Annotated in this window: 28 protein-coding genes and 1 pseudogene; 12 read left to right on the top strand and 17 right to left on the bottom strand. The window is 66.5% G+C overall.

All coding sequences use genetic code 11. The features are described from left to right. Positions 1 to 6: 6 nt before the first annotated feature. From ACWPN3_RS18430 to dprA, 3 genes and pseudogenes are all read right to left on the bottom strand, one after another. Complete coding sequence (locus ACWPN3_RS18430) at positions 7 to 873, bottom strand: helix-turn-helix domain-containing protein (RefSeq protein WP_492240744.1); 867 nt, start codon at positions 871 to 873, stop codon at positions 7 to 9. Between the two features lie 217 nt (positions 874 to 1,090). After that, positions 1,091 to 3,896: pseudogene (topA, locus tag ACWPN3_RS18425) on the bottom strand (type I DNA topoisomerase). A gap of 46 nt (positions 3,897 to 3,942) precedes the next feature. Next, positions 3,943 to 5,079 (bottom strand): DNA-processing protein DprA, encoded by a 1,137-nt coding sequence (gene dprA / locus ACWPN3_RS18420; RefSeq protein ID WP_492240742.1) that lies wholly within the window; start codon positions 5,077 to 5,079, stop codon positions 3,943 to 3,945. Between the two features lie 384 nt (positions 5,080 to 5,463). Between dprA and ACWPN3_RS18415 the strand changes: the two genes are divergently transcribed. Next, positions 5,464 to 6,942 carry a methyl-accepting chemotaxis protein gene (locus ACWPN3_RS18415; RefSeq protein ID WP_492261656.1) on the top strand — a complete coding sequence of 493 codons (1,479 nt, stop codon included), beginning with the start codon at positions 5,464 to 5,466 and terminating at the stop codon, positions 6,940 to 6,942. A gap of 68 nt (positions 6,943 to 7,010) precedes the next feature. Here the strand turns inward: ACWPN3_RS18415 and ACWPN3_RS18410 are convergent, their stop codons facing one another. After that, on the bottom strand, positions 7,011 to 7,808 hold the full coding sequence (locus ACWPN3_RS18410) for an oxepin-CoA hydrolase, alternative type (RefSeq protein WP_109096881.1): 798 nt from the start codon (positions 7,806 to 7,808) through the stop codon (positions 7,011 to 7,013). A gap of 294 nt (positions 7,809 to 8,102) precedes the next feature. On the opposite strand from ACWPN3_RS18410, the gene ACWPN3_RS18405 reads away from it, so the two are divergent. Further along, positions 8,103 to 8,729 carry a rhomboid family intramembrane serine protease gene (locus ACWPN3_RS18405; protein ID WP_492240739.1) on the top strand — a complete coding sequence of 209 codons (627 nt, stop codon included), beginning with the start codon at positions 8,103 to 8,105 and terminating at the stop codon, positions 8,727 to 8,729. Positions 8,730 to 8,804: 75 nt separating this feature from the next. Continuing rightward, a complete protein-coding gene (locus tag ACWPN3_RS18400; protein ID WP_109096879.1) occupies positions 8,805 to 9,692 on the top strand; it encodes an S-methyl-5'-thioadenosine phosphorylase in 888 nt (295 codons plus the stop codon). A gap of 83 nt (positions 9,693 to 9,775) precedes the next feature. On the opposite strand, the gene ACWPN3_RS18395 is transcribed toward ACWPN3_RS18400, so the two are convergent. Beyond that, a complete protein-coding gene (locus tag ACWPN3_RS18395; protein ID WP_158285369.1) occupies positions 9,776 to 9,922 on the bottom strand; it encodes a hypothetical protein in 147 nt (48 codons plus the stop codon). Between the two features lie 506 nt (positions 9,923 to 10,428). Here ACWPN3_RS18395 and ACWPN3_RS18390 point away from each other — a divergent pair. Continuing rightward, positions 10,429 to 11,517: a TRAP transporter substrate-binding protein gene (locus ACWPN3_RS18390; RefSeq protein ID WP_109096878.1), complete on the top strand. Its 1,089-nt coding sequence runs from the start codon at positions 10,429 to 10,431 to the stop codon at positions 11,515 to 11,517. An 85-nt stretch (positions 11,518 to 11,602) separates the two neighbouring features. Here the strand turns inward: ACWPN3_RS18390 and ACWPN3_RS18385 are convergent, their stop codons facing one another. After that, entirely contained in the window at positions 11,603 to 12,046 is a 444-nt protein-coding gene (locus ACWPN3_RS18385; protein ID WP_109452562.1) for a MaoC family dehydratase, read from the bottom strand. Positions 12,047 to 12,168: 122 nt separating this feature from the next. On the opposite strand from ACWPN3_RS18385, the gene ACWPN3_RS18380 reads away from it, so the two are divergent. Further along, positions 12,169 to 12,756, top strand: coding sequence for a TetR/AcrR family transcriptional regulator (locus ACWPN3_RS18380; protein ID WP_492240738.1), 588 nt, complete (start codon positions 12,169 to 12,171; stop codon positions 12,754 to 12,756). An 83-nt stretch (positions 12,757 to 12,839) separates the two neighbouring features. Here ACWPN3_RS18380 and sciP read toward each other — a convergent pair whose 3' ends face one another. From sciP to ACWPN3_RS18350, 6 genes are all read right to left on the bottom strand, one after another. Next, complete coding sequence (gene sciP / locus ACWPN3_RS18375; RefSeq protein ID WP_109096876.1) at positions 12,840 to 13,166, bottom strand: CtrA inhibitor SciP; 327 nt, start codon at positions 13,164 to 13,166, stop codon at positions 12,840 to 12,842. Positions 13,167 to 13,355: 189 nt separating this feature from the next. Beyond that, on the bottom strand, positions 13,356 to 14,108 hold the full coding sequence (locus ACWPN3_RS18370; protein ID WP_109096875.1) for a flagellar hook assembly protein FlgD: 753 nt from the start codon (positions 14,106 to 14,108) through the stop codon (positions 13,356 to 13,358). 77 nt (positions 14,109 to 14,185) lie between these two features. Further along, positions 14,186 to 16,072, bottom strand: a complete 1,887-nt coding sequence (locus ACWPN3_RS18365; RefSeq protein ID WP_492240736.1) for a flagellar hook-length control protein FliK — start codon at positions 16,070 to 16,072, stop codon at positions 14,186 to 14,188. A 271-nt stretch (positions 16,073 to 16,343) separates the two neighbouring features. Next, positions 16,344 to 16,853 (bottom strand): flagellar basal-body protein, encoded by a 510-nt coding sequence (locus ACWPN3_RS18360; protein ID WP_492240735.1) that lies wholly within the window; start codon positions 16,851 to 16,853, stop codon positions 16,344 to 16,346. Further along, positions 16,846 to 17,229 (bottom strand): rod-binding protein, encoded by a 384-nt coding sequence (locus tag ACWPN3_RS18355; protein WP_455177929.1) that lies wholly within the window; start codon positions 17,227 to 17,229, stop codon positions 16,846 to 16,848. Before ACWPN3_RS18355 ends, ACWPN3_RS18360 begins: the two co-directional genes overlap by 8 nt. Positions 17,230 to 17,234: 5 nt before the next feature. Beyond that, positions 17,235 to 18,377: a flagellar basal body P-ring protein FlgI gene (locus ACWPN3_RS18350; RefSeq protein WP_109096872.1), complete on the bottom strand. Its 1,143-nt coding sequence runs from the start codon at positions 18,375 to 18,377 to the stop codon at positions 17,235 to 17,237. A gap of 230 nt (positions 18,378 to 18,607) precedes the next feature. On the opposite strand from ACWPN3_RS18350, the gene ACWPN3_RS18345 reads away from it, so the two are divergent. From ACWPN3_RS18345 to ACWPN3_RS18335, 3 genes are all read left to right on the top strand, one after another. Next, on the top strand, positions 18,608 to 19,033 hold the full coding sequence (locus ACWPN3_RS18345; RefSeq protein WP_109096871.1) for a flagellar assembly protein FliX: 426 nt from the start codon (positions 18,608 to 18,610) through the stop codon (positions 19,031 to 19,033). Positions 19,034 to 19,306: 273 nt separating this feature from the next. After that, positions 19,307 to 19,726 (top strand): RNA polymerase-binding protein DksA, encoded by a 420-nt coding sequence (dksA, locus tag ACWPN3_RS18340; protein ID WP_012974451.1) that lies wholly within the window; start codon positions 19,307 to 19,309, stop codon positions 19,724 to 19,726. A gap of 260 nt (positions 19,727 to 19,986) precedes the next feature. Then, positions 19,987 to 20,205 (top strand): DUF6494 family protein, encoded by a 219-nt coding sequence (locus ACWPN3_RS18335; RefSeq protein ID WP_109096870.1) that lies wholly within the window; start codon positions 19,987 to 19,989, stop codon positions 20,203 to 20,205. Here ACWPN3_RS18335 and ACWPN3_RS18330 read toward each other — a convergent pair. Continuing rightward, positions 20,168 to 21,313 (bottom strand): ATP-grasp domain-containing protein, encoded by a 1,146-nt coding sequence (locus ACWPN3_RS18330; RefSeq protein WP_492261893.1) that lies wholly within the window; start codon positions 21,311 to 21,313, stop codon positions 20,168 to 20,170. The genes ACWPN3_RS18335 and ACWPN3_RS18330 overlap by 38 nt on opposite strands. Before the next feature lie 240 nt (positions 21,314 to 21,553). Between ACWPN3_RS18330 and ACWPN3_RS18325 the strand changes: the two genes are divergently transcribed. The 3 genes from ACWPN3_RS18325 (at position 21,554) to ACWPN3_RS18315 (ending at position 22,312) form a co-directional block, all read left to right on the top strand. Beyond that, on the top strand, positions 21,554 to 21,706 hold the full coding sequence (locus tag ACWPN3_RS18325; protein WP_492240733.1) for a DUF1289 domain-containing protein: 153 nt from the start codon (positions 21,554 to 21,556) through the stop codon (positions 21,704 to 21,706). Positions 21,707 to 21,791: 85 nt separating this feature from the next. Next, on the top strand, positions 21,792 to 21,956 hold the full coding sequence (locus ACWPN3_RS18320; RefSeq protein WP_158285367.1) for a hypothetical protein: 165 nt from the start codon (positions 21,792 to 21,794) through the stop codon (positions 21,954 to 21,956). Positions 21,957 to 22,120: 164 nt separating this feature from the next. Continuing rightward, positions 22,121 to 22,312, top strand: coding sequence for a hypothetical protein (locus tag ACWPN3_RS18315; protein WP_492240732.1), 192 nt, complete (start codon positions 22,121 to 22,123; stop codon positions 22,310 to 22,312). Positions 22,313 to 22,508: 196 nt separating this feature from the next. Here ACWPN3_RS18315 and flgH read toward each other — a convergent pair whose 3' ends face one another. The 4 genes from flgH to flgF are packed head-to-tail and all read right to left on the bottom strand — an operon-like array spanning position 22,509 to position 25,672. Next, a complete protein-coding gene (gene flgH, locus ACWPN3_RS18310) occupies positions 22,509 to 23,273 on the bottom strand; it encodes a flagellar basal body L-ring protein FlgH (RefSeq protein ID WP_109096866.1) in 765 nt (254 codons plus the stop codon). 13 nt (positions 23,274 to 23,286) lie between these two features. After that, positions 23,287 to 24,078: a flagellar basal body P-ring formation chaperone FlgA gene (flgA, locus tag ACWPN3_RS18305; protein WP_492240731.1), complete on the bottom strand. Its 792-nt coding sequence runs from the start codon at positions 24,076 to 24,078 to the stop codon at positions 23,287 to 23,289. 54 nt (positions 24,079 to 24,132) lie between these two features. Then, positions 24,133 to 24,918 (bottom strand): flagellar basal-body rod protein FlgG, encoded by a 786-nt coding sequence (gene flgG / locus ACWPN3_RS18300; protein ID WP_042700394.1) that lies wholly within the window; start codon positions 24,916 to 24,918, stop codon positions 24,133 to 24,135. A 31-nt stretch (positions 24,919 to 24,949) separates the two neighbouring features. Further along, positions 24,950 to 25,672, bottom strand: a complete 723-nt coding sequence (flgF, locus tag ACWPN3_RS18295; RefSeq protein WP_098739578.1) for a flagellar basal-body rod protein FlgF — start codon at positions 25,670 to 25,672, stop codon at positions 24,950 to 24,952. Positions 25,673 to 26,210: 538 nt separating this feature from the next. Between flgF and ACWPN3_RS18290 the strand changes: the two genes are divergently transcribed. Next, positions 26,211 to 26,765 carry a flagellar basal body-associated FliL family protein gene (locus ACWPN3_RS18290; RefSeq protein ID WP_492240730.1) on the top strand — a complete coding sequence of 185 codons (555 nt, stop codon included), beginning with the start codon at positions 26,211 to 26,213 and terminating at the stop codon, positions 26,763 to 26,765. Position 26,766: the final 1 nt, after the last annotated feature.

Raw genomic sequence — 26,766 nt, 5'->3', positions numbered from 1 at the left:
AGGAAGCTAGGCTGCGGCGGCGGGCGCGTCTTGGATCGGATTGCTGCCGCGCCGGTATTGGCCGGGGGAGACGCCGACCCGTCCCTTGAACACCCGGTTGAAATGCGCCTGATCGCAGAAACCGCAGGCCAGTGCCACGTCTGCCAGCGGCAATTGCCCCGCCAGCAGCCGCTTGGCCTGGGCGACCCGCCGGTCGGTCAGATAGCCGTGCGGGGTCGTGCCCACCGCAGCCCGGAAGACACGCAGCAGATGGAAGCGGCTGAGCCCGGCCGCCTCCGCCAGATCGGCCAGTTCGACCGCGCTGTCGAGATGGGCATCCAGATATTCCCGCGCGCGGCGGACCGCCGCCGGTTCCCGCCCCGCCTCGCGCGGCCGCGCCGTCAGATCGCCATGGCGCAACGCCAATGCTGTAAAGGCGCGCAGCGCGTCGGTGTCGGTGCGCAACGGTTCGCGGTACGGCCCCTCCAACCCATGGTGCAGGCCGCGCAGGATCTGGAACAACTCCGGGTCGTCCAGTTCCATGGCGGAGAAATGCGGCGCCGCAGGCCGGCCCAGCGCGTCGGCCATCGCCTGTTCAAACAGCGTCACCGAGGGATAGAACATGCGGTAGGCATAGCCGTCCGCCGCCGGGCGGCCGTCATGCAGGATCTCGGGATCCAGCACCACCACCTGTCCGGCCCGCGCCACCCGTTCGGTGCCGCGGCAGCGGTAAAGCTCGGTCCCGGCGGTGATCACGCCGACCACATAGGTCTCGTGCGTGTGCGGGGCGTAGCTGTGGCGCTGGAAGCGGGCGTTCAGGCATTCCATGCCGTCGAAACGCGCCTCCCGCCACAGCCGGGCGAAGTCGCCGCCGCCGGCTGCTGTCCGGTTCAATGAAGGATCTAACGCGGATTGCTGGTCCATGCCGCAGTCTAACAGGCGGGCGCCCCGGTCGTCTTGGACAGGATTGCTGGCAGGCGCCTCATGCGGGTGGCGCGTTACACACTGTTACACAGCGTCAGCTTGGCCGATATCGTCCGGTTACAGTCGCGCGCGATCATCCCCCTCTTCCCGATGGGAGGAGGGGGAACTGCCAGGGTGGCGAAGGCGGTTAGGACGCCTTCGCGGTCTTCTTCTTCGGCGCGGCGGCTTCGGCGGGTGCATCCTTCGCAGCCTTGGCCTTGGTCGCCTTCTTGGCGGCCGGCTTCTTGGCCGCAGCCTTCGCCGGTGCCTTCGCCTTGGCTGGCTTCTCCGTCTCGGCGCCGTCGGCCTTGGCCGGCTCGGCGTCCTTGGCCGCCTTTCCGCCCTTCTTGGCGGCATCCTTGGCGACCTTGGCGTCGATCAGTTCCAGCGCCTGCTCCAGCGTCACGCTGTCCGGCTCGGTCCCCTTGGGGATCGAGGCGTAGACGCTGGCGTGCTTCACATAAGGCCCGAAGCGGCCCGACCCCATGGTGATCGGCTTGCCGGTCTTCGGGTGGTCACCCAGCGTCTTGGCCGGGGCCGACGCCTTCTTGGCAGCGCCGGCCAGCAGGTCGACGGCGCGGTTGATGCCGATGGTCAGCACGTCGTCGTCGGGCGTCAGCGACTTATAGACGCTGCCATGCTTCAGGTAGGGACCGAAGCGGCCAATGCCGGCGCTGATCTCCTCGGCCGTTTCCGGATGGTTGCCGATGACGCGCGGCAGGGCCAGCAGCTTCAGCGCGGTGTCGAGATCGACGTCGGCCGCGGCCATGCCCTTGGGCAGCGACACCCGCTTGGGCTTCGGCGCCTCGTCCTTCTTCTTTTTCTTCGCCTTCGGCTTCTTGCCGTCCGCCGCAGGCTCCTCTGCGGGCGGCTCCTCCACCGGCGGGGCAGCGGCGGCGGGCGCCGGGCCGAGCTGGATGTAGGCGCCGTAGGGACCGCGGCGCACCGTCACCGGCAGGCCGGTCTCCGGATCGTTGCCCAGCTCGCGCGGGCCTTCCTGCGCCTCGCCGTTCTCGTCGTTGGCGACGGCCAGCGGCCGGGTGTAGCGGCATTCCGGATAGCGCGAGCAGCCGATGAAGGCGCCCATCTTGCCCAGCTTCAGCCCCAGCCGGCCCTCGCGGCAGACCGGGCAGACGCGCGGGTCATGGCCGTCCTCGGTGGCGGCCGGGAAGAAATGGGCGCCCAGCTCGTTGTCGAGCGTGGTCAGCACCTGGGTGATCGTCAGGTCCTTGGTGCCGTTCACCGCCACGTCGAAGGCGGTCCAGAAATCGCGCAGGACGGTCTTCCAGTCGATCTTGCCGTCGGAGATCTCGTCCAGCTGGTTCTCCAGCTCCGCCGTGAAGTTGTACTCCACATAGCGGTGGAAGAAGTTCTCCAGGAAGGCGGTGACCAGCCGGCCGCGGTCCTCAGGGATGAAGCGCCGTTTGTCCAGCCGCACGTAATTGCGGTCCTGCAGCACCTGGAGGATCGAGGCATAGGTGGACGGGCGGCCGATCCCCAGCTCCTCCAGCTTCTTGACGAGGCTGGCTTCGGAATAGCGCGGCGGCGGCTGGGTGAAGTGCTGTTCCGGGTCGATGTCGCCGCGGGAGAGATCATCGCCCTGGTCCATGGCCGGCAGCCGGCGTTCCTGCTGGTCATCCTCGGCCGCGTCGTCACGGTCCTCCTGATAGACCTTCAGGAAGCCGTCGAACACGACGATGGAGCCGGTGGCGCGCAGCACCACGTCCTTGGACGGGCTGGCGATGTCGACCGCCACCTGGTCCAGCACGGCACTTTCCATCTGGCTGGCCAGCGTGCGCTTCCAGATCAGTTCATAGAGCCGCAGCTCGTCACTTTCCAGATAGCCGGCCACCGAGTTGGGGCGGCGGTGCAGGTCGGTCGGCCGGATGGCCTCGTGGGCCTCCTGGGCGTTCTTGGCGGCGGTCTTGTAGACGCGCGGCTGGGCCGGGACGTAGCGCTCGCCATACTGCGTGCCGATCAGGCCGCGGGCGCCGTCGATGGCCTCCTGCGACAGGCTGACGCCGTCGGTTCGCATATAGGTGATGAGGCCGACCGTCTCGCCGCCGATGTCCACGCCTTCATACAGCTTCTGCGCCGTGCGCATGGTGCGGGTGGCGCCGAAGCCCAGCTTGCGCGAGGCCTCCTGCTGCAAAGTGGAGGTGGTGAAGGGCGGCGACGGGTTGCGGCGGCTCTGCTTGCGCTCCACCGTCGAGACGGCGAAGGCCTGCGGACGGATCCGCGCCACCGCGGCCTCGGCGGCCTCGCGGTTGGGCAGGGCGAACTTGTCGAGGCGCTTGCCGTCCAGCTGGGTCAGCGACGCGGTGAAGGCAGAGCCGGCCGGCGTGGTGAAGCCCACTGCGATCGACCAGTACTCCTGCGGCCTGAAGACCTCGATCTCCGACTTCGCGCTCGCAGATCAGGCGCAGCGCCACCGACTGCACGCGGCCGGCGGACTTGGAGCCCGGCAGCTTGCGCCACAGCACCGGCGACAGGGTGAAGCCGACCAGATAGTCCAGGGCGCGGCGCGCCAGATAGGCGTCGACCAGCTCCTGCGACACGGCGCGGGGGTTGGCCATGGCGGTCTGGACGGCCGACTTGGTGATCTCGTTGAAGGTGACGCGCTGGACGTCGCGGTTGTCGGACAGGTGCTTTTCGCGAAGGAGTTCGGACAGATGCCAGGCGATGGCCTCTCCCTCGCGATCCGGATCGGTTGCGAGGTAGATGCGGTCGGCCGACTTCACCGCCTTGGCGATTTCGTCGATGTGGCGCTTTGAGCGGTCGCCCAGCTCCCATTCCATCGCGAAGTCTTCGTCCGGGCGCACCGAGCCGTCCCGGGCCGGTAGGTCGCGGACATGGCCGAAGCTGGCGATGACGGTGTAGTCGTCGCCCAGATACTTGTTGATGGTCTTCGCCTTGGCCGGCAATTCGACGATGACGACGTTGCTGCCCGGCAAGAAACCAGCCCTTCGCGTATGCCCACTCAAACCAAGGCGGCGCCGATCAGGCGAGAGAGACCTGATGACCGGGAAGACGCTGGACTCGGCCGGCAAGCTCAAGTTCCAGAACCACGGTCAGCACCACCGGAGCGGACAATTGGCACCCGCGAACGAGTTCGTCAATGGTGACGGGCGAGGGGCCGAGGTTTTCCAGCACCACGGCACGCGCCTTGGCAAGGTCGGATTCGTCGGGTTCCATCGCTCGGCCATGGGTGAGGGCGGGTGCGCTGAACAGGTTGGGCTGCCGTTCGGCCAGCGTCGGCGGGCGCAGGGTTTCGATGGCGCGCAGCACGTCGTCGGTGCGCTCCACCAGCGTGGCGCCCTGGCGCAGCAGGTTGTTGGTGCCATGGCAGCGGGGGTCGAGCGGGGAGCCCGGCACCGCCATCACCTCGCGTCCCTGCTCCAGCGCCATCCGCGCGGTGATCAGCGAGCCGGAGCGCAAGGCCGCCTCCACCACCAGCACCCCCAGCGACAGGCCGGAGATCAGGCGGTTGCGGCGGGGGAAGTGGCGGGCCTGCGGCTGGGTGCCGATGGCGCTTTCCGCCACCGCCACGCCCTGCGCCAGGATGTCGCGGTACAGCCCCTCATTCTCCGGCGGATAGACGACGTCGATGCCGCCTGCCAGCACCGCGGCTGTGCCGCTGGCCAGCGAACCGGCATGGGCTGCGGTGTCGATGCCGCGGGCCAGGCCGGAGACCACCAGCAGCCCGGCCGCCCCAAGCTCCCGCGCCAGAGACTCGGCGAATTTCTTGCCGTTCAGCGAGGCGTTCCGCGCTCCGACGATGGCGACCGCGCGCCGTTGCAGCAAATGGGCATGCCCCATGATCGAGATCACCGGCGGCGCGTCGTCCACCGCGGCCAGGGGTTCCGGGTAGTCCGGTTCGCAGGCGCAGAGCAGCCGGGCACCGAAGCGGCGGTTGGCCTGCATCTCCCGCTCCGCCTCCGCCTTGGCGGCGATGCGCAGCGGCTTGGCCCGCCCGCCGCGCCGCGCCAGATCCGGCAGCATGTCGAGCGCCTTGGCAGCGCTGCCATACTGGTCCAGCAGGCGGTGAAACGTGATCGGCCCGACATTCTCCGTCCGGATGAGGCGGATCCAGTCGAGCCGTTCGGCATCGGTCAAAGGGCGGCGCGGTTGTGTCATGCGGCAAACATTTACAACCTGCTATCGGCTCGTTCAACATACATTCGCGTTATTTCGCCCTGAATTCGATGTTTGTGCTCCTGCATGGGTCGGCAGAGCCGTGTCTGCGGGAATGCCATCGGTCTGGGGTAGCGGCGCGCCGTTGCGAAACAATCTTATTCTGGTGCGGCAACGAAATTCCATCCGCCAAGTTGGAACCAAGATATTAGCTTTAATTCATCTTTGAGATCTATGCAAAAAGTCTATGGTTACTCGCGTTACATGGCATCTGGATGCTTCATGGATCATGAAAATTGTCACAACCTGACAGATTTATTCTTATGGAAACCTCTGCGGTTATCGCTATTATTCGCATACATAATAGAGTACTCACGTGGGGGAGCGATGTTCGGACGGGGAAAGCGAACTCTTGCGCTCAAGCGCAAGATGGCGGCGCTCGATGCGCTGCGCGCCAAGGTGATGGTGGCGGATGCCGATCTGACCATCGTCCATGTCAACCCCGCGGTGGTCGGGCTGCTGCGCCAGGCGGAGGGCGATCTGCGCAAGGAGTTGCCGCGCCTGGACGTCAGTCGCCTGGTCGGCAGCAACATCGACGTCTTCCACAAGAACCCCAGCCATCAACGCGGCATGCTGGCGGCGCTGACCAAGCCGCACAGCGCCACCATCAAGGTCGGCGGGCACCAGTTCGACCTGCTGGTCTCGCCGCTGACCGAGGACGGCCAGCGCATCGGTTTCGTCGTCGAATGGGCCGATGCCAAGGATCGGCTGCAAAACCTCGACTATGCCGCGCAGATGACGGCGATCAACCGGTCGCAGGCGGTGATCGAGTTCACCACCGAAGGCATCATCACCAAGGCCAACGACAATTTCCTGAAGGTGATGGGCTATCGCCTGGACGAGGTCGTCGGCAAGAACCACAGCATGTTCGTCGAAACCGCCTACCGCGACAGTGCGGACTACGCCCGTTTCTGGGAAACGTTGCGGCGGGGCGAATTTCAGGCGGCGCAGTACAAGCGGATCGCCAAATCCGGCAAGCCGGTGTGGATCGAGGGCGCCTACAACCCGATTCTCGACGAAACGGGGCGGGTGGTCAAAGTGGTCAAGTTCGCCGTCGACGTGACCGCGCAGGTCTCGTTGCTGAACAACCTAAAGATCATGATCGATAAGAATTTCGGTGAGGTCGATCAGGCGCTCCGCCTGTCGATGGAGGAGGCGGACTCGGCCAGCCACGCCGCCGGCTCCACCTCGGCCAGTGTCCAGGCGGTGGCCGCGAGCGCTGAGGAACTGGTCGCCTCCATTGCCGAGATTTCCCAGAGCATGACCCGCGCCCGCGCGGCGACCGACGGCGCCTTCGACCGCACGGTGACGGTGGCGGAAAGCACCGACCGGCTGGCGGCGGCGGCCCAGGCGATGAACGGCATCGTCGGGATGATCAACAGCATCGCCGGCCAGATCAACCTGCTGGCGCTGAACGCCACCATCGAAGCGGCCCGCGCCGGAGAGGCGGGCAAGGGGTTCGCCGTCGTGGCCTCCGAGGTGAAGAACCTCGCCAACCAGGCCGGCAAGGCGACCGAGCAGATCTCCGCCGAGATCGAAGGCATCCAGTCGACCTCGACCGAAGTCGCCACCGCCTTGAGCGCCATCCGCGAGGCCGTCGCGGTGGTGCGGGAGCATGTGACCGGCACGGCGTCGGCGGTCGAGGAGCAGAGCGCCGTCACGCAGAACATGTCGTCCAACATGCAGAGCGCGTCGGCCGCCGTTGGGACAGTGACCTCCAACGTCGCCGCCATCTCCACCGCGGTCAGCCAGGTGGCCGGCGCGGTCGAACGGACCAAGGAGGCGGCGCACGTTCTCGTGCGGTGATGCACGGGTGCGCCGATGGATACGAAGACCGGGCGCCGCATCCCACGGCGCCCGGCTGTTCGTATCCATCAGCGCCTGTGGAATGTCGGCGGCCGCTTCTCGAAGAACGCGGTGATGCCCTCCTTCGCCTCGCCATGGTGCAGGGCTTCGACGAACAGGTCGCTTTCGCGGGCAAGCTGGGTGGCGAAGCTGCCATAGGCCAGTTCCATCAGCTTCTTGGCCCGGCCCATCGCGCCGCTCGGCCCTTCGGCGATGGTTCCGGCCCAGGCGATTGCCCCGGCCAGCGCCTGTCCGGGGGCGGTGACGCGGTTGACCACGCCGGCCGCATGCAGACGCGCGGCGTCGACCGGGCCGCCGGTCAGCATCAATTCCGCATAAAGCTGCGGCGGCAGCGCGCGGGCGAGGGAGGCGGAGGCGCCGCCGTCGGCGGTCAACCCGACCTTGACATAGGCGGTCAGGAACTGCGCGTCCTCCGCCGCGACAATCAGGTCGCAGGCCAGCGCCAGCGAGAAGCCGGCACCGGCCGCCGGACCCTCGACTGCGGCGACGATGGGCTTCGGGCATTCGCGCATGGCGCGGACCCAGCCGTGAAAGCGCTCGATGCCGTCCCGGTTCTCCGACCGTGACCGGCTGCCATGGTGATAGAGGTTGTTGAGATGCCCGCCCGAGCTGAAGGCTCCACCGGCGCCGGTCAGCACGATGGCGCCGATGCCGGGGTCGTGTGTCGCCTCATCCAGCGCATCGCGGCCGGCGGACATCATCTTCAAGCCAAGCGCGTTGCGGGTGCCGGCGTCGCTCATGGTCAGCACCATGACTCGGCCCTGGCGTTCCACAGTCATGCTGCCGGTATCCTGACGTTCGTTCATGGTCGTTTCTTCCCCGGTTGTCGTTGTCCGGCAGACCGATCCTCGCCGGATGGTGGAATGACTGTGCCAGCCCGCGAGCGGCGCTCCAATCCGTCCGACCGGTATAGGAGCGTCCCCGATGCCGTGGGAAACCGCTGTTTTTCCGAAATACCCCTTCCTACATTGGGGTGAGACCTATCGCCGCGCAAAGCCATGACGGCGTCGGAATGCGGCACCTGATCTTGCGGGGGGCAGGGCATGGCGCTGGCGGCGGACCGGCATGGCCGGGGCGGGAAAGGGGGGCCGATCGCCGCCATGGCCGTTCCGCCTTATGCCAACCGCACCATGATCCTCGCCTGCGTGCTGGCCTTCGTCCTGCGGTTGCCGCCGGAATCCTTCGCCTTCGTCCCCGCCTATTTCTTCGGAACGGTCGAACTGGCCGGGCCGCTGCCCACCGGAGCGTTGTGGCGCGGGCTGTTCGGCCATGTGCTGGTTCACGGCGACCTGACGCATCTGCTGTCCAACATGGCGGTGCTGTGGCTGCTGGGCGATGCGGTGGAGCGGCAGGTCGGTCATCTCCGCTATCTTCTGCTGTTCCTCGCCGGAACGGTGGCGGCTGCGCTGACGGAGGGGCTGTTGACCGCCGACCGGATGGCGCCGCTGATCGGCGCGAGCGGGGCGATCTGCGCGCTGATGGGGGCCTTCCTGTGGATGCGTCCGCGCGCGGGCCTGCTGTCGCGGCGCCTGCCACGGCGGCTGGTGCAGGGGGCGATCCTGGTCTTCGCGCTGCTGAACGCAGCGATGACACTTGTGCCGCTGAGCGCCGAGTCCCCGCTGGCCGAGGTCGGCTGGGGTGCTCACGCCGGCGGACTGGCTGCGGGGCTGCTTCTGGGCGCTGTGCTGATCCTGCCCGGGCGAAGCCGGGTGATCGGCGGACTTTAGAAAGTGCCTTGAGCGGTTGCATTCGACGCCGGTCACCGAAATACTCGCGCGATCTTCAGCGGGAGACGGCGGTTCATGAGCGACGGCAAGAGTGGCGAGACTGTTCTGGGCGTGATCGGCGGCAGCGGCCTGTACGACATCGACGGGCTGGAGAACACCCGCTGGGTCAAGGTGACGACCCCCTTCGGCGAGCCGTCCGACGAACTGCTGACCGGCGAACTGGCGGGCCGGAAGCTGGTCTTCCTGCCGCGCCACGGCCGCGGCCACCGCATCCCGCCGTCGGAACTGAACTTCCGCGCCAACATCCATGCGCTGAAACAGCTGGGCGTGACCGAGATCCTGTCGGTGTCGGCGGTCGGCTCGCTGAAGGAGCATCTGCCACCCGGCACCTTCGTGGTGATCGACCAGTTCATCGACCGCACCTTCGCCCGCGACAAGACCTTCTTCGGCAGCGGGCTAGTCGCCCATGTGGCGCTGGGCCATCCGGTCTGCGGGCGGCTGGGCGACCTGATCGAGGAGGCGCTGGCCGAGCTGGACATTCCGCACCAGCGGCGCGGCACCTACATGGTGATGGAGGGGCCGCAATTCTCCACAGTCGCCGAATCGAACCTCTACCGCAGTTGGGGCTGTGACGTCATCGGCATGACCAACATGCCGGAGGCCAAGCTCGCCCGCGAGGCGGAGATGTGCTACGCGACCGTCGCCATGGTCACCGATTACGATTGCTGGCACGAGGGGCACGACCATGTCTCGGTCGATGCGGTGATCCGCGTGGTGGTCGCCAATGCCGGCAAGGCCCGCTCCCTGGTGGCGGCGCTGGCACCGAAGGTGGCGCGGCGCGAGGGGCCATGCGTCCAGGGCTGCCACACGGCGCTCGATAACGCCATCATGACGGCTCCCGGCCACCGCGATCCGGCGATGCTGGAAAAGCTGTCGCTGATCGTGAAGCGCACGCTGGGCTGAGCGGTTGCCGGGGGGGGGGGTGAAAAGGCACTATTTTTTGGAACGGGCGTACCGGGGCCGTAACCCCCGGCACGGCCGCCCGATCAGCGGTTCAGGTGCTCAAGCAGCAGCTTGACCACCTGCAACAGCAGGATCAGGAGAGTGAGGATTTTGTCCATCCTCTTGCCCTCCGTCAGTGCGGCGCGGGCGGTGGCCGTTCCGCCGCCCCGACCGCCGCGCAAACATGCCAAGCATTACCATCGGCTGGATCCGGAAGTTGCATGTGAATGCATTTGTTCGCCCTTATGGGTGGGCGAACGCCGTCGGCGGAACCGTTGGCATCGCAAGGTCGTCACGGCCAAGCCCATGAACGAAAGTAGGGGTGGGTGCCGTTTCGCCTGTCGAATATATCATCGGTACATGTAACCATTCAGGCAACGACAAGACGGTTCCGCGGTTGATCGATACGGCTGATGGCTGCTCGCCAGAGCGGATACAGGATTGCCATGCCATCCCGCGATGCATTGCTTTGAAAAATCCCGGATAGAGCGATGACCACTTGGCGCCGCTCCAGTCGCGTGAGCGCACTGTATTTTTTACGCGACGAAATAAAACCGGAATGGAAGCTATGCAATTTAACGAATTGTCGGGTAGACGTTGCGATTTCTAGGATTGTTCGGACACCATAGTGTCTTCTGTTCGGCAAGTGGCGTCATCGCTCAACCGGCGCCATGGCCATAACGATGAGGAAACGTTCATGAAGCGTCGTTCCTTCCTGACCTCCGCCGGTGTCGGCGTCGCCGCCAGCACGCTTGCGGCCCCGGCCATCGCGCAGAGCCAGCCGGAGATTCATTGGCGTCTGGCGTCCAGCTTCCCCAAAAGCCTGGACACCATCTACGGTGCCGCCGACACCATTGCCGCCCGCGTTGCCGCCGCGACCGACGGGAAATTCACCATCCGCCCCTTCGCCGCCGGTGAGATCGTTCCCGGTCTGCAGGTGCTGGACGCGGTGCAGAACGGCACGGTCGAGTGCGGCCACACCGCCAGCTATTACTATGTCGGCAAGGATCCGACTTTCACCTTCGACGCGACGGTGCCCTTCGGCCTGAACGCCCGCCAGCAGAATGCCTGGATCTACAATGGCGGCGGCATGGCCCTGCTGCGCGAGTTCTTCGACGGCTATGGTGTCATGAACTTCCCGGCCGGCAACACCGGCGTGCAGATGGGCGGCTGGTTCCGCAAGGAGATCAAGACCGTCGAGGATCTGAAGGGCCTGAAGTTCCGCATCGGCGGCTTCGCCGGGCAGGTGCTGGCCAAGCTGGGCACGGTGCCGCAGCAGATCGCCGGCGGCGACATCTACCCGTCGCTGGAAAAGGGCACCATCGATGCCGCCGAGTGGATCGGACCCTACGACGACGAGAAGCTCGGCTTCAACAAGGTCGCCAAGTACTACTACTATCCGGGCTGGTGGGAAGGCGGGCTGAACGTCTCGCTGCTGGTCAACAAGCAGCAGTGGGACCAGCTGCCCAAGCAGTACAAGGCCGTTCTGGAAGCCGCCTGCTTCGAGGCCAACCTGACCATGAACGCCAAGTACGACGCGGAAAACCCGGCGGCTCTGCGCCGTCTGGTCGCCGGCGGCGCTCAGTTGCGGCCCTTCCCGCGCGAGGTGATGGAAGCCTGCTACAAGGCGGCGACCGAACTGTATGAAGAGACTGCCAAGACCAACCCGAAGTTTGCCAAGATCTACGAGCCGTGGAAGAAGTTCCGCGACGACGAATATCTGTGGTTCCGGGTGGCCGAGAACTCCTTCGACAACTTCGCCTTCACCGCCGGTCTGAAGCGCTGACGGTCAGTGTTGACGGCATAGGTTGACGTTTGCAGCCCCCGCATCCTGTCCCGGATGCGGGGGCTTTCTTTTACGCCTGTTCCCGTCAGGCCGGACGGCCGGGGGCCAGCAGGTTGGCGATCATGGTCTGCACCACCTCGCCGTTCTGGTTGAGGGTGGTGGTCTTCACCCGCAGCACGCCCTGGTCGGGCCGCTTGGCGGAACGCCGGGCCTCCAGAACTTCCATCTCAATGCGCAGCACGTCGCCGGGACGGGTCGGGCGCGGCCAGCTGATCTGGTCAACCCCCATGCCGATATAGCCGCCGGCCAACTCGGCGTTGCTTCCCACGATCATCCGCATCGTCATCCCGGCGGTGTGCCAGCCGCTGGCAGCCAGTCCGCGGAACAGCGTGTCCTTCGCCGCCTCGGCGTCCAGGTGGAATGGCTGCGGATCGAACTTTTCGGCATAGGCGACGATTTCCGCCGCATCGACCGTGACCGGTCCGCCAGTGAAGCGGTCGCCCACCGCGACATCCTCGAAATAGCGCATCCCCCGGAACTCCATTCTTGATGATACAGACCTGTCTCTTCATTGCGATGGTAGAGACAGGTCTGTATCATTGTCAATGCCGGGCTTGGACCCGGCCGTTGTGAACGGGTGGGGGTTGGCGGATGGGTGGAGTCGAAGGCGAGAGGAGGCCGGCGCGCGAACGGATTCTCGACACCGCGGCAGAGCTGTTCTATCGCGAGGGCATCCGCGCGGTCGGCATCGACACGATCATCGCCCGGTCCGGCGTCGCGAAGATGAGCCTTTATCGGAATTTCGCATCGAAGGACGATCTGGTCTGCGCCTATCTGGAGCGCAGCATGGTCCAGCACGCCGCTTGGTGGGACCGGGTGACTGCGCGCCACCCTGGCGATTCGCGCGCCCAGATGAAGGCGATCTTCATGGCGCTCGGCCATTGGATCGATCATCCGAAATTCCAGGGCTGTCCCTTCACGACCGCTGCCGCCGAACTTCGTGATCCCGCCAACCCCGCACGGGCGCTGGCGCTGGCGCATAAGCGCATGGTCCGCGACCGCCTGCATGCGATGGCGGTCGCGGCGGGCGCCGATGATCCGGACCGGCTGTGCGGTCAGTTGCAGCTTCTGATGGAAGGCGCCTATGCCGCCGGCCGCGCGCTGGATCTGGGGCCGGGCAACGAGGCGGTGGCGAGTGCGGCTGCGGCCCTGATCGATGGGGCCTGCGCGGAGAAATAATCACCCGAGGCTTGGCGATACATCTAACGCAAGAAAGCGCCGCAGGACGGACCCACGGCGCTTCCTCAAGCCGGCACGTTGCGTCAGTCGGCGCCGATGCGGTCGCGCACCGCCTGGCCGGGACGATAGTCCTGCAATCGGGTGGCGCGCAGGCCGCGCATCCCGTGGCTGTCGATCAGCCTCTGCCAGGACAGGAACTCCTCCACCGACAGCGTGTAGCGGCGGCAGGCTTCCTCCAGGCTTATCAGGCCCGAACGGACGCCAGCGACCACTTCCGCCTTGCGGCGCATCACCCAACGCTTGGTGTCGGGCGGGGGAAGGTCGTTTTCGGTCATGGGACGCCCCTCAGGACCAATGACCGATGCACCGGCTGCTGAGTCGTCGCCGATGTCGAATTCGATGAGTGCCATGCGCGGACGCTCCAACCCAAACTGTGGATTCCACGATTTCGGGGTACTGTATGCGCCGGCACTTAACAAATGCCTAAACGAAAGGGTTAACTTTTTATCGGGTGGTAGTTGCTCACCCGAACGGACAGGGCGGTCGCGGCGGCCCATCCGTCCAGGCTTGCGGCAATCGGTCGGTACAACGGATCCGGGTCAGTAGACGGTGGTCAGCTTCGATAGCGGGACTTCGCTGGCGCCGATGTTCAGCACCGTCTCGCCGTCCTTGTTGTTGCCGATACCGGCGACCGTGCCGAAGGTGTAGGTGGTGGTCTTGATAGTGTCGTTCTTGTTCTCGGACACCGGCGCCACGTTCATGCGATAGGTGCCGGGCTGCACCGCGCGGCCGTTGTTGTCCTTGAAGTCCCAACTGACGGCATGCTTGGTGCCGGCGGTGGTTTCGCCGGGCATCGAGCGGATGATGTTGCCGTTGGAGTCCAGGATGTCGACGCGCACCGACTTGGCCGAGGTCGCCAGCTCATAGCCCAGCGGCGCCTGCGTCATGCCCTGCGAGTACTGGAAATTGTCGCCCTCGAAGGCGACGGTCCGGCCGAGATAGGCGAGGTTGGTCGAAGCGGTGCCGGCCGACTGCAACTGCACCAGCTTGTCCAGGCGGCTGTTGGTGCCGATGTTCTGCTCGACGTTGGCGAAATCGACCAGCTGCTTGGTCATGTCGTTGGTGTCGAGCGGCTTCAGCGGATCCTGGTTCTTCATCTGCGTGGTCAGCATGGTGAGGAACGTCTGGAAATTGTCGCCCAGCCCCTTGGTGGCCGATGCCGTCTTTTCCGCATCGGTCTGCGGCGTCTTGGAGGTTTCGGTCGCCGTCTTCGACCCTTTGGAAAGACCACCCGAATAGGTGCCGTACTGGTTCACGGTCGGGGTGTTGGTGGTGTTGGTGGTCGTGGTCATGGCGGTCGTCCTTTATGGCCCTGTCGGCCGGAATCTCTGATGCGACGGTGGGATGCGGCCGGGTCGGCCGGCCCCGCTCAGGCGCGGATGTCGACGCGCCCGTCGCCGAGCGTCGCGGTGTAGACGGCTCCATCGGACCCGTCATCGTCGCCGCCACCGCCGAAGCCGTGGCCGCGCTTGCCCGATCCGGTCCCCTTGCCGTCGCCCCGGCCCTCGCCTGCGAAGGGATTGCCTTCGCCGCGCAGGCTGAAGTTCAGGCTGTTGGCGTCCGTCTGCAATCCAGCGTCTTGCAAAGCGCGTTCCAACCCGCGGCTGTCGCGTTGCAGAAGTTCGAGCGTCTGTGCCTTTTCCACCGCAACCATCGCATTGACCCGGCCATCGGCGCCGATGTCCAGCTTGATGTCGATCCGGCCCAGTTCGGCCGGATGCAGGTTGATGGTTAACTGGTCGACCTCGTCGGCGACGCTCTTCTTGATGTGGACGGCGATCTGGTCATGCACGCCCATCGGCATGCCGGCGCCGCGCGACGGACGCAGGGTCGCGGTGGCGGCCTGCGGCTGGTCGAGGCCGGGAATGCCGGCATGGATCCCTTCCATCGCGGCGAGCGCCGGATGGGTGTGCGGGCTGGCGGCGGAAGCGCCGGTCGCGGCGGTTCCGTCAATGCCTCCGATACCCTCCAGGGCTTTGGCGGCGGTGCCGGTCGCGGCTGCCGCGACTGTTTCCGCCACCGGCATGGCCGGCGCTGTGGGTGGGGTCGGCTGCTGCATCGCGGTCTGCGCCTGGGGCTGGGCATCGTTCCGGCTGCCGCCCTCGGTTCCGGTATGCTTGCCGGATTGCCTGGCATCGCCGACCTTCGCCTTGGCGGCGGCCAGCAGATCGGCGAAGCGGTCGGGCAGGGCGGTGTCGTCGGTCGGCAGGGCCTCGGCGTCGGGCCGTGCGCCGGGCTCGGCCTGGGTTGCATCCGCGGTTTGGGCGGCATCGCCGCCGACTGCGGCGGTCTTGCCGCCGGCTTTCGCCGCGGCTTCCGCACCCGCCTGACCGGCCGCCGAGGCACCTGTGGCAGCGGCCTGCGCCTGGGCAAGCTGGGCTGCGAGCTGGGCGGTGGGATCGACAGGCGCGGCCGATCCGGTTGCAGGGGTGTCGGCACCGCCGGCCGCGTCGTCGGTGCTGTCCGGTGCCTTCGTCTGTCCGGCCGGCATCAGGCCGGCAAGGATCAGGTCGCTCGCCTGCGGGATCGGTTGCTGCGCCATGGGCTGGACAGGCGGCAGCGGCTGGTCGGTGGGCTGGTCGGTGGGCTGTCCCTCGGCGGCGTCATCCGACATGTCCTCACCGCCGGCGTCGGCCATGGTTTCACCCTGTGCCGCGGCGTCGGCCGAGGCGGACTCATCGGTCGCGGCGGCGTCCTTGGCATCGGCGGTACTGGTGGCTGTCGCCGCATCTGCCTTGTCCGCTCCCGCCTTATCTGCATTGACCTTATCCGGGCTGCCGGAGGCCTTGTCGGTCCTGGACAGGTCTTTGGCCGGCCTCTCGGCCTTGGCCGGGCGGTGGTCCTCCTGGCGGGCCTGCACCTTCGGGTCGTCGTTCTTGCCGGCCTTCGGCTCGGCCGCGCGCGTCGCATCGGCGGCATCCTGCCGACGCCGGGTTTCAGCGGTCCGGTCGCGGGTCAGGTCGGGCTTCGGCTCCGTGCGCACCGGCTGCCGGCGCTGGGCCTCTGCGGCGCGGGCGTCCCTGGCATCCTTTGCAGCCTCCTTGGCGGCGTCCTTCGCCGCTTCCTTCGCCGCGTCTTTTGCGGAGTCGCGGGCTGCCGCGTCGGCCTGCTCGCGCTTGCGCGCCGCGGCATCGGTCAGCATGCGGTCCATCATCTTGGAGAACAGGTCGTTCTTCGTCCCAGTCCCCTGCGTCTGCTGGGACTGGCTGAGACCGTCGAACAAGGACGCGGCGATTTTGTTCGATTGGACTTCCATGGAAGGGCCTCTCAGGGACGGCGGAACGCACCGACGGCGATGCGCTGGGACCAATGCAACGGACGGGCCAACCTCGGCTCCCCGTCATCGGGCCTGCCGGCGTAGGATTGGGACGGCAGTTCCCGCCGCATCGCACGGTCAAGACCGGCAAATTCCGCCGGGTGCGGGGCCTTTCTTGCCGCAGGCTGCGGGCACAAAAAGAAAAAGGCCGCCCCGTGGAGAGAGGTGGCCGTCCGAAAAGCTCGGCAGTCATGGATGGAGGCTGATCGGATCAGAGCCGGGTATTCAGCGCCGCCGAGGTGCGCGGCCCGCTGGGCGGCGCGGAGTAACCGCGGCCGCCACCCATGTGGGCGGCATAGGCGGTGGTCGGCGCCTTCTGCTGGCGGGTGATGACGGTCACCACGGTGTCGACCATCACCTTCTGCGCCTCGCCACCGATGCGCAGGGCCTCGGCATTGTCGGCGGTGGCCGCATAAAGCCTGCCGGTGGCGTCCTTCAGCGACGTCTTCAACTCCTGCGGCAGGGCGACCAACCCCTCGCGGTCGACGCGCAGCATGCGGCTGATCTCCTCATAGACCAGGGTCATCGGCTGCTTGTCCTTGACGACCTGCGCCAGTTCCTTGGCCGGGCGGCGGGCGCGGACGGCGGCGGCCTCGCGTTCCAGCAGGGCGGTCAGGCGGCCCATCAGCTCGATCAGCGCGACCGCGCGTTCCTGGGCGTTCTTCGGCAGGTTGGCGGCCGGCTTGGGCTGCTGGGGGAAACGAACGTCGACCTTATCCATGGCTGGCCTCCTGGGCGCGAAGAAGCTCTCCGTAAACCTGATTGGCGATGCCGAAGCCGCCGCGCTGGGTGATCTGCTTGCCGAACTGCTCGATCAGCATCGGGCGGAACATCTCTTCCCCGCGCCCGCCGCCGAAGGTCTCGTCGGTGCCGATCCCCTCGAACATCGGGCCCAGCATCTGCGAGACGAACTGGCTCTCGAACTCGTTGGCGGACTTGCGGATCTGGGCAAGCTTTGCCGGGTCGATCTTGGCCTCGAGATCGGAAATCTTTGCCAGGGTGCGCACGCCGAACCCGGCGGCCTGGGCGCGCTCCACCAGCGACGAGGCGGGCGGTGCGCTGCGCGCGGCCGAAGCGGTGGAAAGGGCGGGGCTCATGGACATCAGATCACCTCGATCTCGGCTTGCAGGGCTCCGGCGGCCTTGATCGACTGGAGAATGGCGATCATGTCCCGCGGTCCCACTCCAAGCGCATTCAAGGATTGTACCAACTCCTGCAAGGTCACCCCGGAATTCATCACGGCGAGGCGGTTGTTGGACTGGTCGTCGACCTGGATATCGGTGCGCGGCACCACCGCGGTCTGCCCCTGGCTGAACGGGCCGGGTTGGCTGACCTGCGGGGTTTCGGTGATGCGGATGGTCAGGTTGCCCTGGGCGATGGCGACGGTGGAGATGCGGACATTCTCGCCCATCACGATCACCCCGGATTTCTCGTCCACCACCACGCGGGCGACCTGATCGGGGGTGATGCGCAGCTGCTCGATCTCCGTCACCAGCCCCACCACGTCGCCGCGGCGCGAGTCCGGTACGTTGATGAGGACGGAGGCCGGATCAGTCGCCTGGGCGCGGTTGCCGCGCAGCTGGATGTTGATGGCGGTCGCCACCCGCTGGGCGGTGGTGAAGTCGGGATTGCGCAGGGAGAGGCGCAGCACCGGCAGCTCGGCCAGCGAGAACTGGATCTCGCGCTCCACGATGGCGCCGGAGGAGATGCGGCCGGAGGTCGGCACGCCGCGGGTGACGCTGGCTCCCTGGCCCTGGGCGGTGAAGCCCGACACGGCGATCGGCCCCTGCGCCACGGCATAGACCTCGCCGTCGGCGCCCATCATCGGGGTGACCAGCAAGGTGCCGCCCAGCAGGCTCTTGCTGTCGCCCATCGCCGACACGGTGACGTCGATGCGCGTGCCCTGCGCCGCATAGGCGCCCAGCGTCGCCGTCACCATCACCGCCGCCACGTTCTTGGTGCGCAGGTTGGTGCCGCGGGTGTTGACGCCCATCCGTTCCAGCATGCCGGTCAGGCTCTGCTCGGTGAAGGGGGAGTTGTTCAGGCTGTCGCCGGTGCCGTTCAGGCCCACCACCAGTCCGTAACCGATCAGCATGTTGTCGCGCACGCCTTCGACATCGACGATGTCCTTGATACGGGCGGATGCGGCCAGTGCCGGTGCGGCCGGAATGCCGAACGCCAGCAGGGCGGTCAGCACGGCCAGGACGGCACGGCGGCGCAGAAGGCGAAAGGCGGTGGGGATCATGACGCGGACACTCCTGAACTCGTGCCCATCCCTATACAAACGCCGTGCCAGAGACCGTAAGCGGCGGCTTTCGGTGCCTGTCCTGAAAAACGCCCGGACTATGGCGCCTTTCGGTCACAGCCGGCCGGCAATTTTTGCCCGATTGCGGCAAGCCTTGACCGGATGTTAAGGTTGATCCATCTACTGTGTGCGCGTTTACGAATCCTTTACTGCAAACGGTTGCACGGATCATGAAAGTCGAAGGCTCCGGAAACATACGCGGCGGTGGGTCTGTCCGCCGCACCGGCAAGGCCGAAGGCTCGTCCGGCGCGGCCTTCTCCAAGCAATTGGTGGGAGAGACCGGCTCGGCCCACGGCGTCAGCGGCACCGCCGCCTCCGCCGGTGTTTCGGGCGTGCTGGCCTTGCAGGAGGTTGACGTCACCGACGACGCCACCGCGCGCGCGTCCCGCGGCAAGATGCGGGCGGAGGAGATGCTTGACCGTCTGGAGGAAATCCAGCACGGGCTGCTGTCCGGCACGCTGTCGGTGCAGAAGCTGGCCGATCTGGCGAAGGTGGTGCAGACGCGCCGTGCCCAGGTCGACGATCCGGGGCTGGCCGAAATCCTCGACGAGATCGACCTGCGCGCCCAGGTCGAACTGGCGAAGCTGACCTCCTGAATTGACCGGTCGCTTTTGCGGCCGCTTCAAGCGTTGATTCGGGCGCGAGCGCCTGTGGGGCGGGGAGCCGCCGATGAGAGAGCCATGCGGTGGCCGGATTCGCCCGTGCATGGCCGCCAGCAGGTGGCGGCGAATCTGCAACGCTGACAAATCTTTTTTATTCCAAGGGCTTGTTTGGTCGTTGCGGGGGCGAACCAATGGGTTGCGGTCGTGCCGTGGCGTGCCTATACTCCGCGCCGCCCGGATCACCCCTTTTTCGCTGGATGCTTTCGGATGACGTCGCCGCTTCTGCCCCAGAACTATTCCCCGTCGGAAGACGAGGAGTTCATGAACCCGATCATGCGGGAGTATTTCCGCCAGAAGCTGCTGCGCTGGCGCGCGGAACTGCTGGCGGAATCCACCGGCACGTTGAACAGCCTCCAGGAAGGCGGTATCCAGGAACCGGATATCGCCGACCGCGCCTCGGCCGAGACCGACCGTGCGCTGGAGCTGCGGACGCGTGATCGCGAACGCAAACTGATCTCCAAGATCGACGCCGCGCTGGAGCGTCTGGTCGACGGCAGCTACGGCTATTGCGAGGAGACGGGCGATCCCATCTCCGTTCGCCGGCTCGATGCCCGACCGATCGCGACGCTGAGCCTTGAAGCCCAGGAGCGTCACGAGCGGATGGAACGGACCCAGCGCGACGACTGACGCCGCGCCGTTTTCCGGTCCCGCAGACGATCAGCACAGTGCCGCTCACCGGGGGCAGGGCGGTGCGTCGCGTCGGCACTGCATGGGACGGATGGCACCGAACGGATGGAAAGCGCAGGTCCCGACCGGCGCTTTCGTCGTTTCTGGCCTGTTGCCGCCGCCTTGCATCCGTTGGCATCAGGGCCGGCGATGGAACCAAGCCGTCCTCACGGGGTTCGGAACGTCATTCGAAACGACGGTTCCCAGCCGGGAGGGCAGCCATGGACAACGAGACCCTAAACCTCGACCTGCGTAAGTTCCTGAAGCAGGTCGGCGTCACCTCGCAGCGGGAGATCGAGCTTGCGGTCGGCCGCGCGCTGGCCGAAGGCCGGCTGGACGGGGTGAAGTCTCTGTCGGCCCGCATGGTGCTGACGGTCGATGGTATCGACTTGACGCACGAAGTTACGGGTGAGCTGTCGCTTGAACAGCCGCCGGAGTGATGGCCCGGGTGCCATGGAGATGCGGGGTAACGGTCAGGATCGCGGCGGTCAGCCGGCGTTCGGTCCATGGCACATCGTGGTGGGCCGAGGTCAGGTAGGGACTGTTGGGATCGCGGACCCATTCGCTCGGGAACAGCGCAACCTGCCGGCCTGAGGTTCGGCCGAGGACCGCGTCATAGGGTTCCCCAGCCAGGGCGCAGGCCATCGCCCGGCACAGGTCGCTGCCGGCCAGGTTGCCGAGATGGGTTGTCTGGGTCGGCCGGGCATTGAACTCCAGGAAAACCGGCGGGCCGCCATCGTCCGGTAGAATGGCGTCGATGCCGCCGAATCCGGAATAGCCCGTCATGTCCACCATCCGGCGGGCCATGTCGATCAGCCCGGAATGGGGGGTCAGTTCGATCACGGATGCCGGGCCGAAGGGGGCCGGCTCATGACGCAGGACCGTGTAGGCAAAGGCTTCCAGCATTTTCCCGCCCAGCGCGCAGAATGATACCGACGCTGCGCGTCCGCGCAAGAATTCCTGTGCGACCGCCTGCTGGTCCGGGTGTTCCGCCGACCGGCTTGCCGCCAGGGCCATCGCCTGTTTGGTGGAGGATGCGAAAAACACCCCGCGGCCGGCCGAACTGCCGTCGTATTTCAGCAGAAGCGGTTCGCCAAGCCCGGCCAGATCGGCCGCAGCGGTACGCTGCGGATCGACGGCGACCTGACGCGGTGTCCGGATGCCCGCCGCCGCCGCCATTTCAACACAGCGAGACCGCTTCTCTTCCCAGGAGTTGTCGCTGCACCAAGCCTGGACGAACCGCAGATTGCGGGCGTCGGCGCTGTCCACCTTTACCCGTTCCTGCAACCGTCCCGCCAAGCCGAGCACGCGGACGGCGGATTCCTCGCAGCCGATGACGATGTCGGCCCGGAACTGTGCCGCCGCCCGCGCGGCGATCACGGTCAGGTCGTCTGCTGCCAATTCGGAAGAGAAGCAATGCCGGCCGTCGATCTGGTCGCAGAACTCGAGCAGGGAGTTCTTCGGGCAGATGACGAACACACGAAACCCTGCCGCCTTCAACGCGGCAGGCATTCTCGCGGTACCGTAACGATACATCGCGCAGGACACCAGCAATGCCGTGGGCATGCACACCTTCGCGTGGGAGAAAACAGGATGGTGGTTTAAAGCCTGATCGTTTTATCGGCAATCGACACTGCTGCCGACATCGTACATTGTCTCAACAGGCATGCGAGGAATGGGAAACCCCCTGTTTTGGCAGCCGCTGTCCTAGAACCGGACCGCTTGAGGCAAAGCAGCCTTTCGGTTAGGGATGGCCGCTGAGCGCCAATCCCGAAGGAAGCCAGTTCCATGAGCGACGATCCCGACTGCCTGGGCATGTGCGCCATCGACGGCGATGTCTGTACCGGTTGCGGCCGCACGCTGGATCAGATCAACGCCGCCCTGGAGCGCGCCGATGCCGATGCCGATGCCGATGCCAAGCCCGAGTCTCCCGCTGGCTGAGGCGGTCGGACCAGTCCGCGACGATCTTCCGACTTTGCTGTTGTCCTCGTCATCGCCAGACGAAGACTCATCGAGGAGCAGCATCATGGTCGACCAGCCGAACCAGCGACCCGCCGACGCCGCCCGCGACGACCAACCGCAGAAGCCCGCCGATGCCAACAAGGAGGGGGGCGGCACGATCAGCAGCGAGACCGTGAAGGCGCAGGAGGAAGCCGCCAAGGACCGTGCCCGCGAAGGCGGCTACCAATAAGCGGACGACCGGCGATGAGACGGCCCGGCTCCCGATGAGGGGCCGGGCCGTTTCGTTTGACGGTGTCGCGCCGGAAACGTGATGCACGCAACAGCGGGCGGTTTGAGTGGAGCCTATGGTCATCCTCGACCGGCCGATCATGGCCGGGATGAGGGAGACGACCCATGACGAGCGGCCTCACCCTGTCCCAGAGCGCTACCAACGCGGCGGACCTGATCGACTGTGTCGCCCAGCGCGAGGCTTACCGCCGCGCCACCGAACTCATCGGTCCGGCTTTGGCGCGGGTCGGCGGCAACATGGCCATCGGCACGATGGATGGATTCACTGCGGGATCGCCGCGGTCGCTGGAAGGCTGAAGCGGCGCAGCGCATCGGCTTTGCAGGAAATGGCGGCCCGGCAACATCGGCCCGGCACAACCCTCCGGCCGGCAGCAATTTCCCATCCGGCAGCAGCGCATCGCAGGGACCGCGGCGGTTCCTGACGCACCCCAGGGCCACGGAGGGGTGCCTCCCGCCATGGCCCTCGGATGCGTCGCCGTTACCCCGACAATCCTCAGAACGGCATGATGATGTCGTACAGCTGCTGGCCGTAGCGCGGCTGCTGGACGTCGCTGATCTGGCCGCGGCCGCCGTAGGAAATGCGGGCTTCGGCGATCTTCTCGTAGCTGATGGTGTTCTGCGCGGTGATGTCCTCGGGACGGATCACGCCATGGATTTGCAGGTCGCGCAGCTCGTAGTTCACGCGGACCTCCTGGTGGCCCTGGATGACCAGATTGCCGTTGGGCAGGGTCTGGGTCACCAGCGCCGCCACCTTCAGCTCGATCTTCTCGTTGCGGTCGACCGAGCCCTTGCCGTCGTTGTTGGTGTCGCTCGACAAATCCACCAGGCTGGCGGCCGAGGCGCCGGCCGGCAGGACGCGGCTCAGTGTGGCGCCTTCCAGGCCGAACAGGCTCGGCATGCCGGCCTTTTCGGTGTTGGCGCGCGACCGCTTGCTCTCGTTCGACAGCTTGGCCTGATCGGCGATGGAAATGTTGATGGTCAGGATGTCGCCGACCTTGGCCGCACGCTGGTCCTTGAAGAAGGCCTTGGCACCGGTCCGCCACAGCGAGTTCGGGTTGCGCTCCGTCGGCAGCGGGGTCGGCATCGGCAGGCTGACCGGCTGGTAGCCGGTGCGGGCCTGCGGGTCCTGGATGCCGCTCATCTCGGGAGCCTTGCCGATGTCGGCGATGCGCGACGCGGCGCCGCAGGCGGTCAGCGAGGTGGCAGCGGTGGCGATCATCGCGAGGCGGATCAGGCGGGCGGTCAGGGTGGCGGACATTGGAGCTTTCTCCTTACTGCGCGATGATGCCGGGCTTTGCCACGGCGACGACGTTGGGGCCCGCGACCGTCGCTTCGACGATGCGGTTGGATTGGGTGTTCACGACGCGGATGACCTCGCCCTTGCCGCCGTCCTGCAGGGCCTTGCCCTGGGTCGTCAGCGTCATCGACTGGGTGGTCAGGGTGATGGTGACCATCGAGCCCTTGTCGACCATGCGCGGCGATTGCAGATCGCGCAGGCGGACGGGCTGGTTCGTCGACACGCCGCGCTTCGGCGTCATGCCGATCAGCTGCGCGTCGGTGGCGGCGGTGTCGCTGGTGGTCTGGTCGGCGCGCACATCCTGCCAGTCGATGTCGCCCGGGCCGATGACGTCGCCGGGGATGATCCGGCGCGACAGCACCGGGATTTGCACGACGCCGAAGGCGCGGCCCGACACCGGCAGGCGGACCTGGCTGCCGGTCACCACGATCTCGGCGGCGAAACGGCCCTGGACCGGGCTGTAATAGAGGTTCTCCACCGCCAGCCCGCCGGCGCCCTGGGGGGCGCGCAGCTCCACCGCGCGGCTGTCCAGCTCCATCTGCAGCCGGCCGGCGGTGATGACCCGCGACAGCGCATCCGACAGGACCGCTTCCACATGCGGCATCCCGTACACCACGTCGGGCGCCAGTCCCTGACCGGCCGAAGCCGGAGCCATCGCCGAGGCTGCGTCGGCCGGCCCGATGCCGAACCCCATGACCGGACCGGTCAGCAGGGCGGCACCGAGGAGCAGGGCGGGCAGGCGGCGGGTGGCGAGGGGGCGGATCATGGCGGTGGTTCCCGATGTGGAGGCTGAAGCGAGGCGCCGGCGATGTCGGCGGCGTTACTTCATCTGGCTGGCCTGCTGCATCATCTCGTCGGTGGTCTTGATGACCTTGGAGTTCATCTCGTAGGCGCGCTGTGCGGTGATCAGGGTGGTGATCTCCTGCACGACGTTGACGTTGGAGGTCTCCAGCGCACCCTGGGTGACGCGGCCGAAGCCGGGAGCGCCGGGGTTGCCGGTCACCGCCTGGCCGGACGCGCCGGACTCCATGAACAGGTTGTCGCCGGTGGCTTCCAGGCCGGCGGCGTTGGCGAAGGTGGCGAGCTGGATCTGGCCGACATTCTGGGTGGCGGTCTGGCCGTCCAGTTTGATCAGCACCTCGCCCGACGAGTTGATGGAGATGTCCACCGCGTTGGTCGGGACGGTGATGTTCGGCTGGATCGGATAGCCGTCGGCGGTGACGATCATGCCTTCCGGCGACAGCTTGAAGTTGCCGGCGCGGGTGTAGGCGGTGTCGCCGCTGGGCAGCGTCACCTGGAAGTAGCCCGAGCCGTTGATCGCAACGTCCAGCTTGTTGTCGGTGATGTTCAGGTTGCCCTGTTCCAGCACGCGGGCCACCGCGGCGACACGCACGCCGGCACCAACCTGCACGCCGGTCGGCACCACGGTGCCGGCATCCGACGAGGTCGAGCCGATGCGGCGGAAGTTCTGGTACAGCAGGTCCTGGAACTCGGCCCGCTGCTTCTTGTAGCCGGTGGTGGTCGAGTTGGCGATGTTGTTGGAGATCGTCTCGACGTTGAGCTGCTGGGCGATCATGCCGGTGGCGCCGATGGCGAGGCTGCGCATTCTGGTCTTCTCCTCTCGTCGTCGGTCTGGATCAGGCGGTGCGGCCCAGACGCTGAAGCATCGTGCGGATGCGCTCGTGTTCGTTGTCCATCATCTTCTGAGCGGACATGTACTGACGCTGGATGTCGATCATCTGCGTCATCTCGACCACGGGCTTCACGTTGGAACCTTCTAGCAAGCCCTGTGCCACTTTCGTCTCGACCGGGGCCGGCTGCGGCTGCTCGTCGGTGACGTACAGGCCGTTGCCGACCTCGGTCATCAGCTGCTCGGTCTTGAAGGTGACGATGTTCAGCTTGGCGACCGGGCCCAGCTCGGTGGCGACGGTGCCGTCGCCGCTGACCTTCACGTCGCTGGTGCCGGCCGGAATGGTGATGGGCTGGCCGTTGTTGGACAGCACCGGCAAGCCGCCGGCATCCACCAGCTGGCGCTGGTCGTTCAGGCGGAAATTGCCGGCGCGGGTGTAGCGCGGGCCGCTGGCGGTATCGACGGTGAAGTAGCCCTGGCCGGTCAGCGCCAGATCCAGCGGGTTGCCGGTCTGCGTCATCGGGCCGTTGGACAGGTCGCGCACCACCGCGCGGTCCTGGACGAAGCTGACCTTCTCGTGCAGGCCGGGCTTTTCCAGATATTCGGTGAACAGCATCCGCTGGTTCTTGTAGCCGGTCGTGTTCATGTTCGCGATGTTGTTCGACGTAACGTCCAGCTGGCGTTGCAGCGCCATCTGGCGCGACAGGGCGACGTAGATCGAATTTTCCATCTTGCGGCCTCTTCACCTTGCGAACGGATCGAACGACAGCGTCCGACCGGCGAAAGGGGTATTGCAGGCGCCGTGCCAATTTCGCCGAAGCCTTGGAATCTGCGGAATACGGACAAGGGGGAAGCGTTCCCGCCGGGTGGGGTAGGGGATGCCGGGCAGAATCTGCCGGGGGAAGGCGTTCCTTGCCGGGTGTCGCCGGGCAGACTTCTCCCGTTCCCGCCGCACGATGGGGCGGCGGGGCGATAGTGGGGCGGGCCTGCAATCCCAAGGGCAATACCAATGGGGACGGCGGGCTGCCGGGGGCGGACTCCGGGCGCGGCTGCGCTCCGACCGGAAGGCGGATGCACTGCGGGCGCGGATCGCCGGGCAGTCCCAATCAAGAACCGTGCCGAAATGGTGACAGATGGGGGAAACCTGCCCGTCCGGGGCGGTCCATTCCCCACTCGAAAGGAGTTATTAACTATCCCAAAAGTAGCTTTGAGCCTGTCAGGCGGCGCATGCCTGAGCCGTTGCGTACCTCGAACGATCCCAGGATGTCATGGCTGCCGAAACCGATGCCGGTGAATTGACCGACGGCCTGCCCCGGAAGAAATTCAGCGGCAAGAAGCTGGTGCTGTTCGTCGTTCTGCCCCTGGTCCTGCTGATCGGTGCCGGTGCCGGCGTTTACTTCTCCGGTCTGCTCGACGGGCTGCTGGGCAAGGAGAAGCCGGCGGAGGAGGGGGAGCATGCCGCGTCTGCGGAAGGCGAACATGGGGCCGAGGCCGGCAAGGGCGACGCCGCCCATGCCTCCCCGATCTTCTATGACCTGCCGGACATGCTGGTGAACCTGAACACCGGCAACAAGCGTCCGGCCTTCCTGAAGATCAAGATCTCCATCCAGCTGTCGAAGCCGGAGGATGTCGGGGCGGTGGAGCATGTGCTGCCGCGCATCATCGACAATTTCCAGGTCTACCTGCGCGAGCTGCGCCTGGAGGATCTGCGCGGGTCGGCCGGCATGTACCGGCTGCGCCAGGAACTGCTTCTGCGCATCACCGCCGCCGCGTTCCCGGTGAAGGTGAAGGACGTGCTGTTCAAGGAAATGCTGGTCCAGTGAG

This window comes from Azospirillum sp. UENF 111221 (genome assembly GCF_058780625.1).
This window is presented reverse-complemented; position numbering and strand designations above follow the sequence as displayed.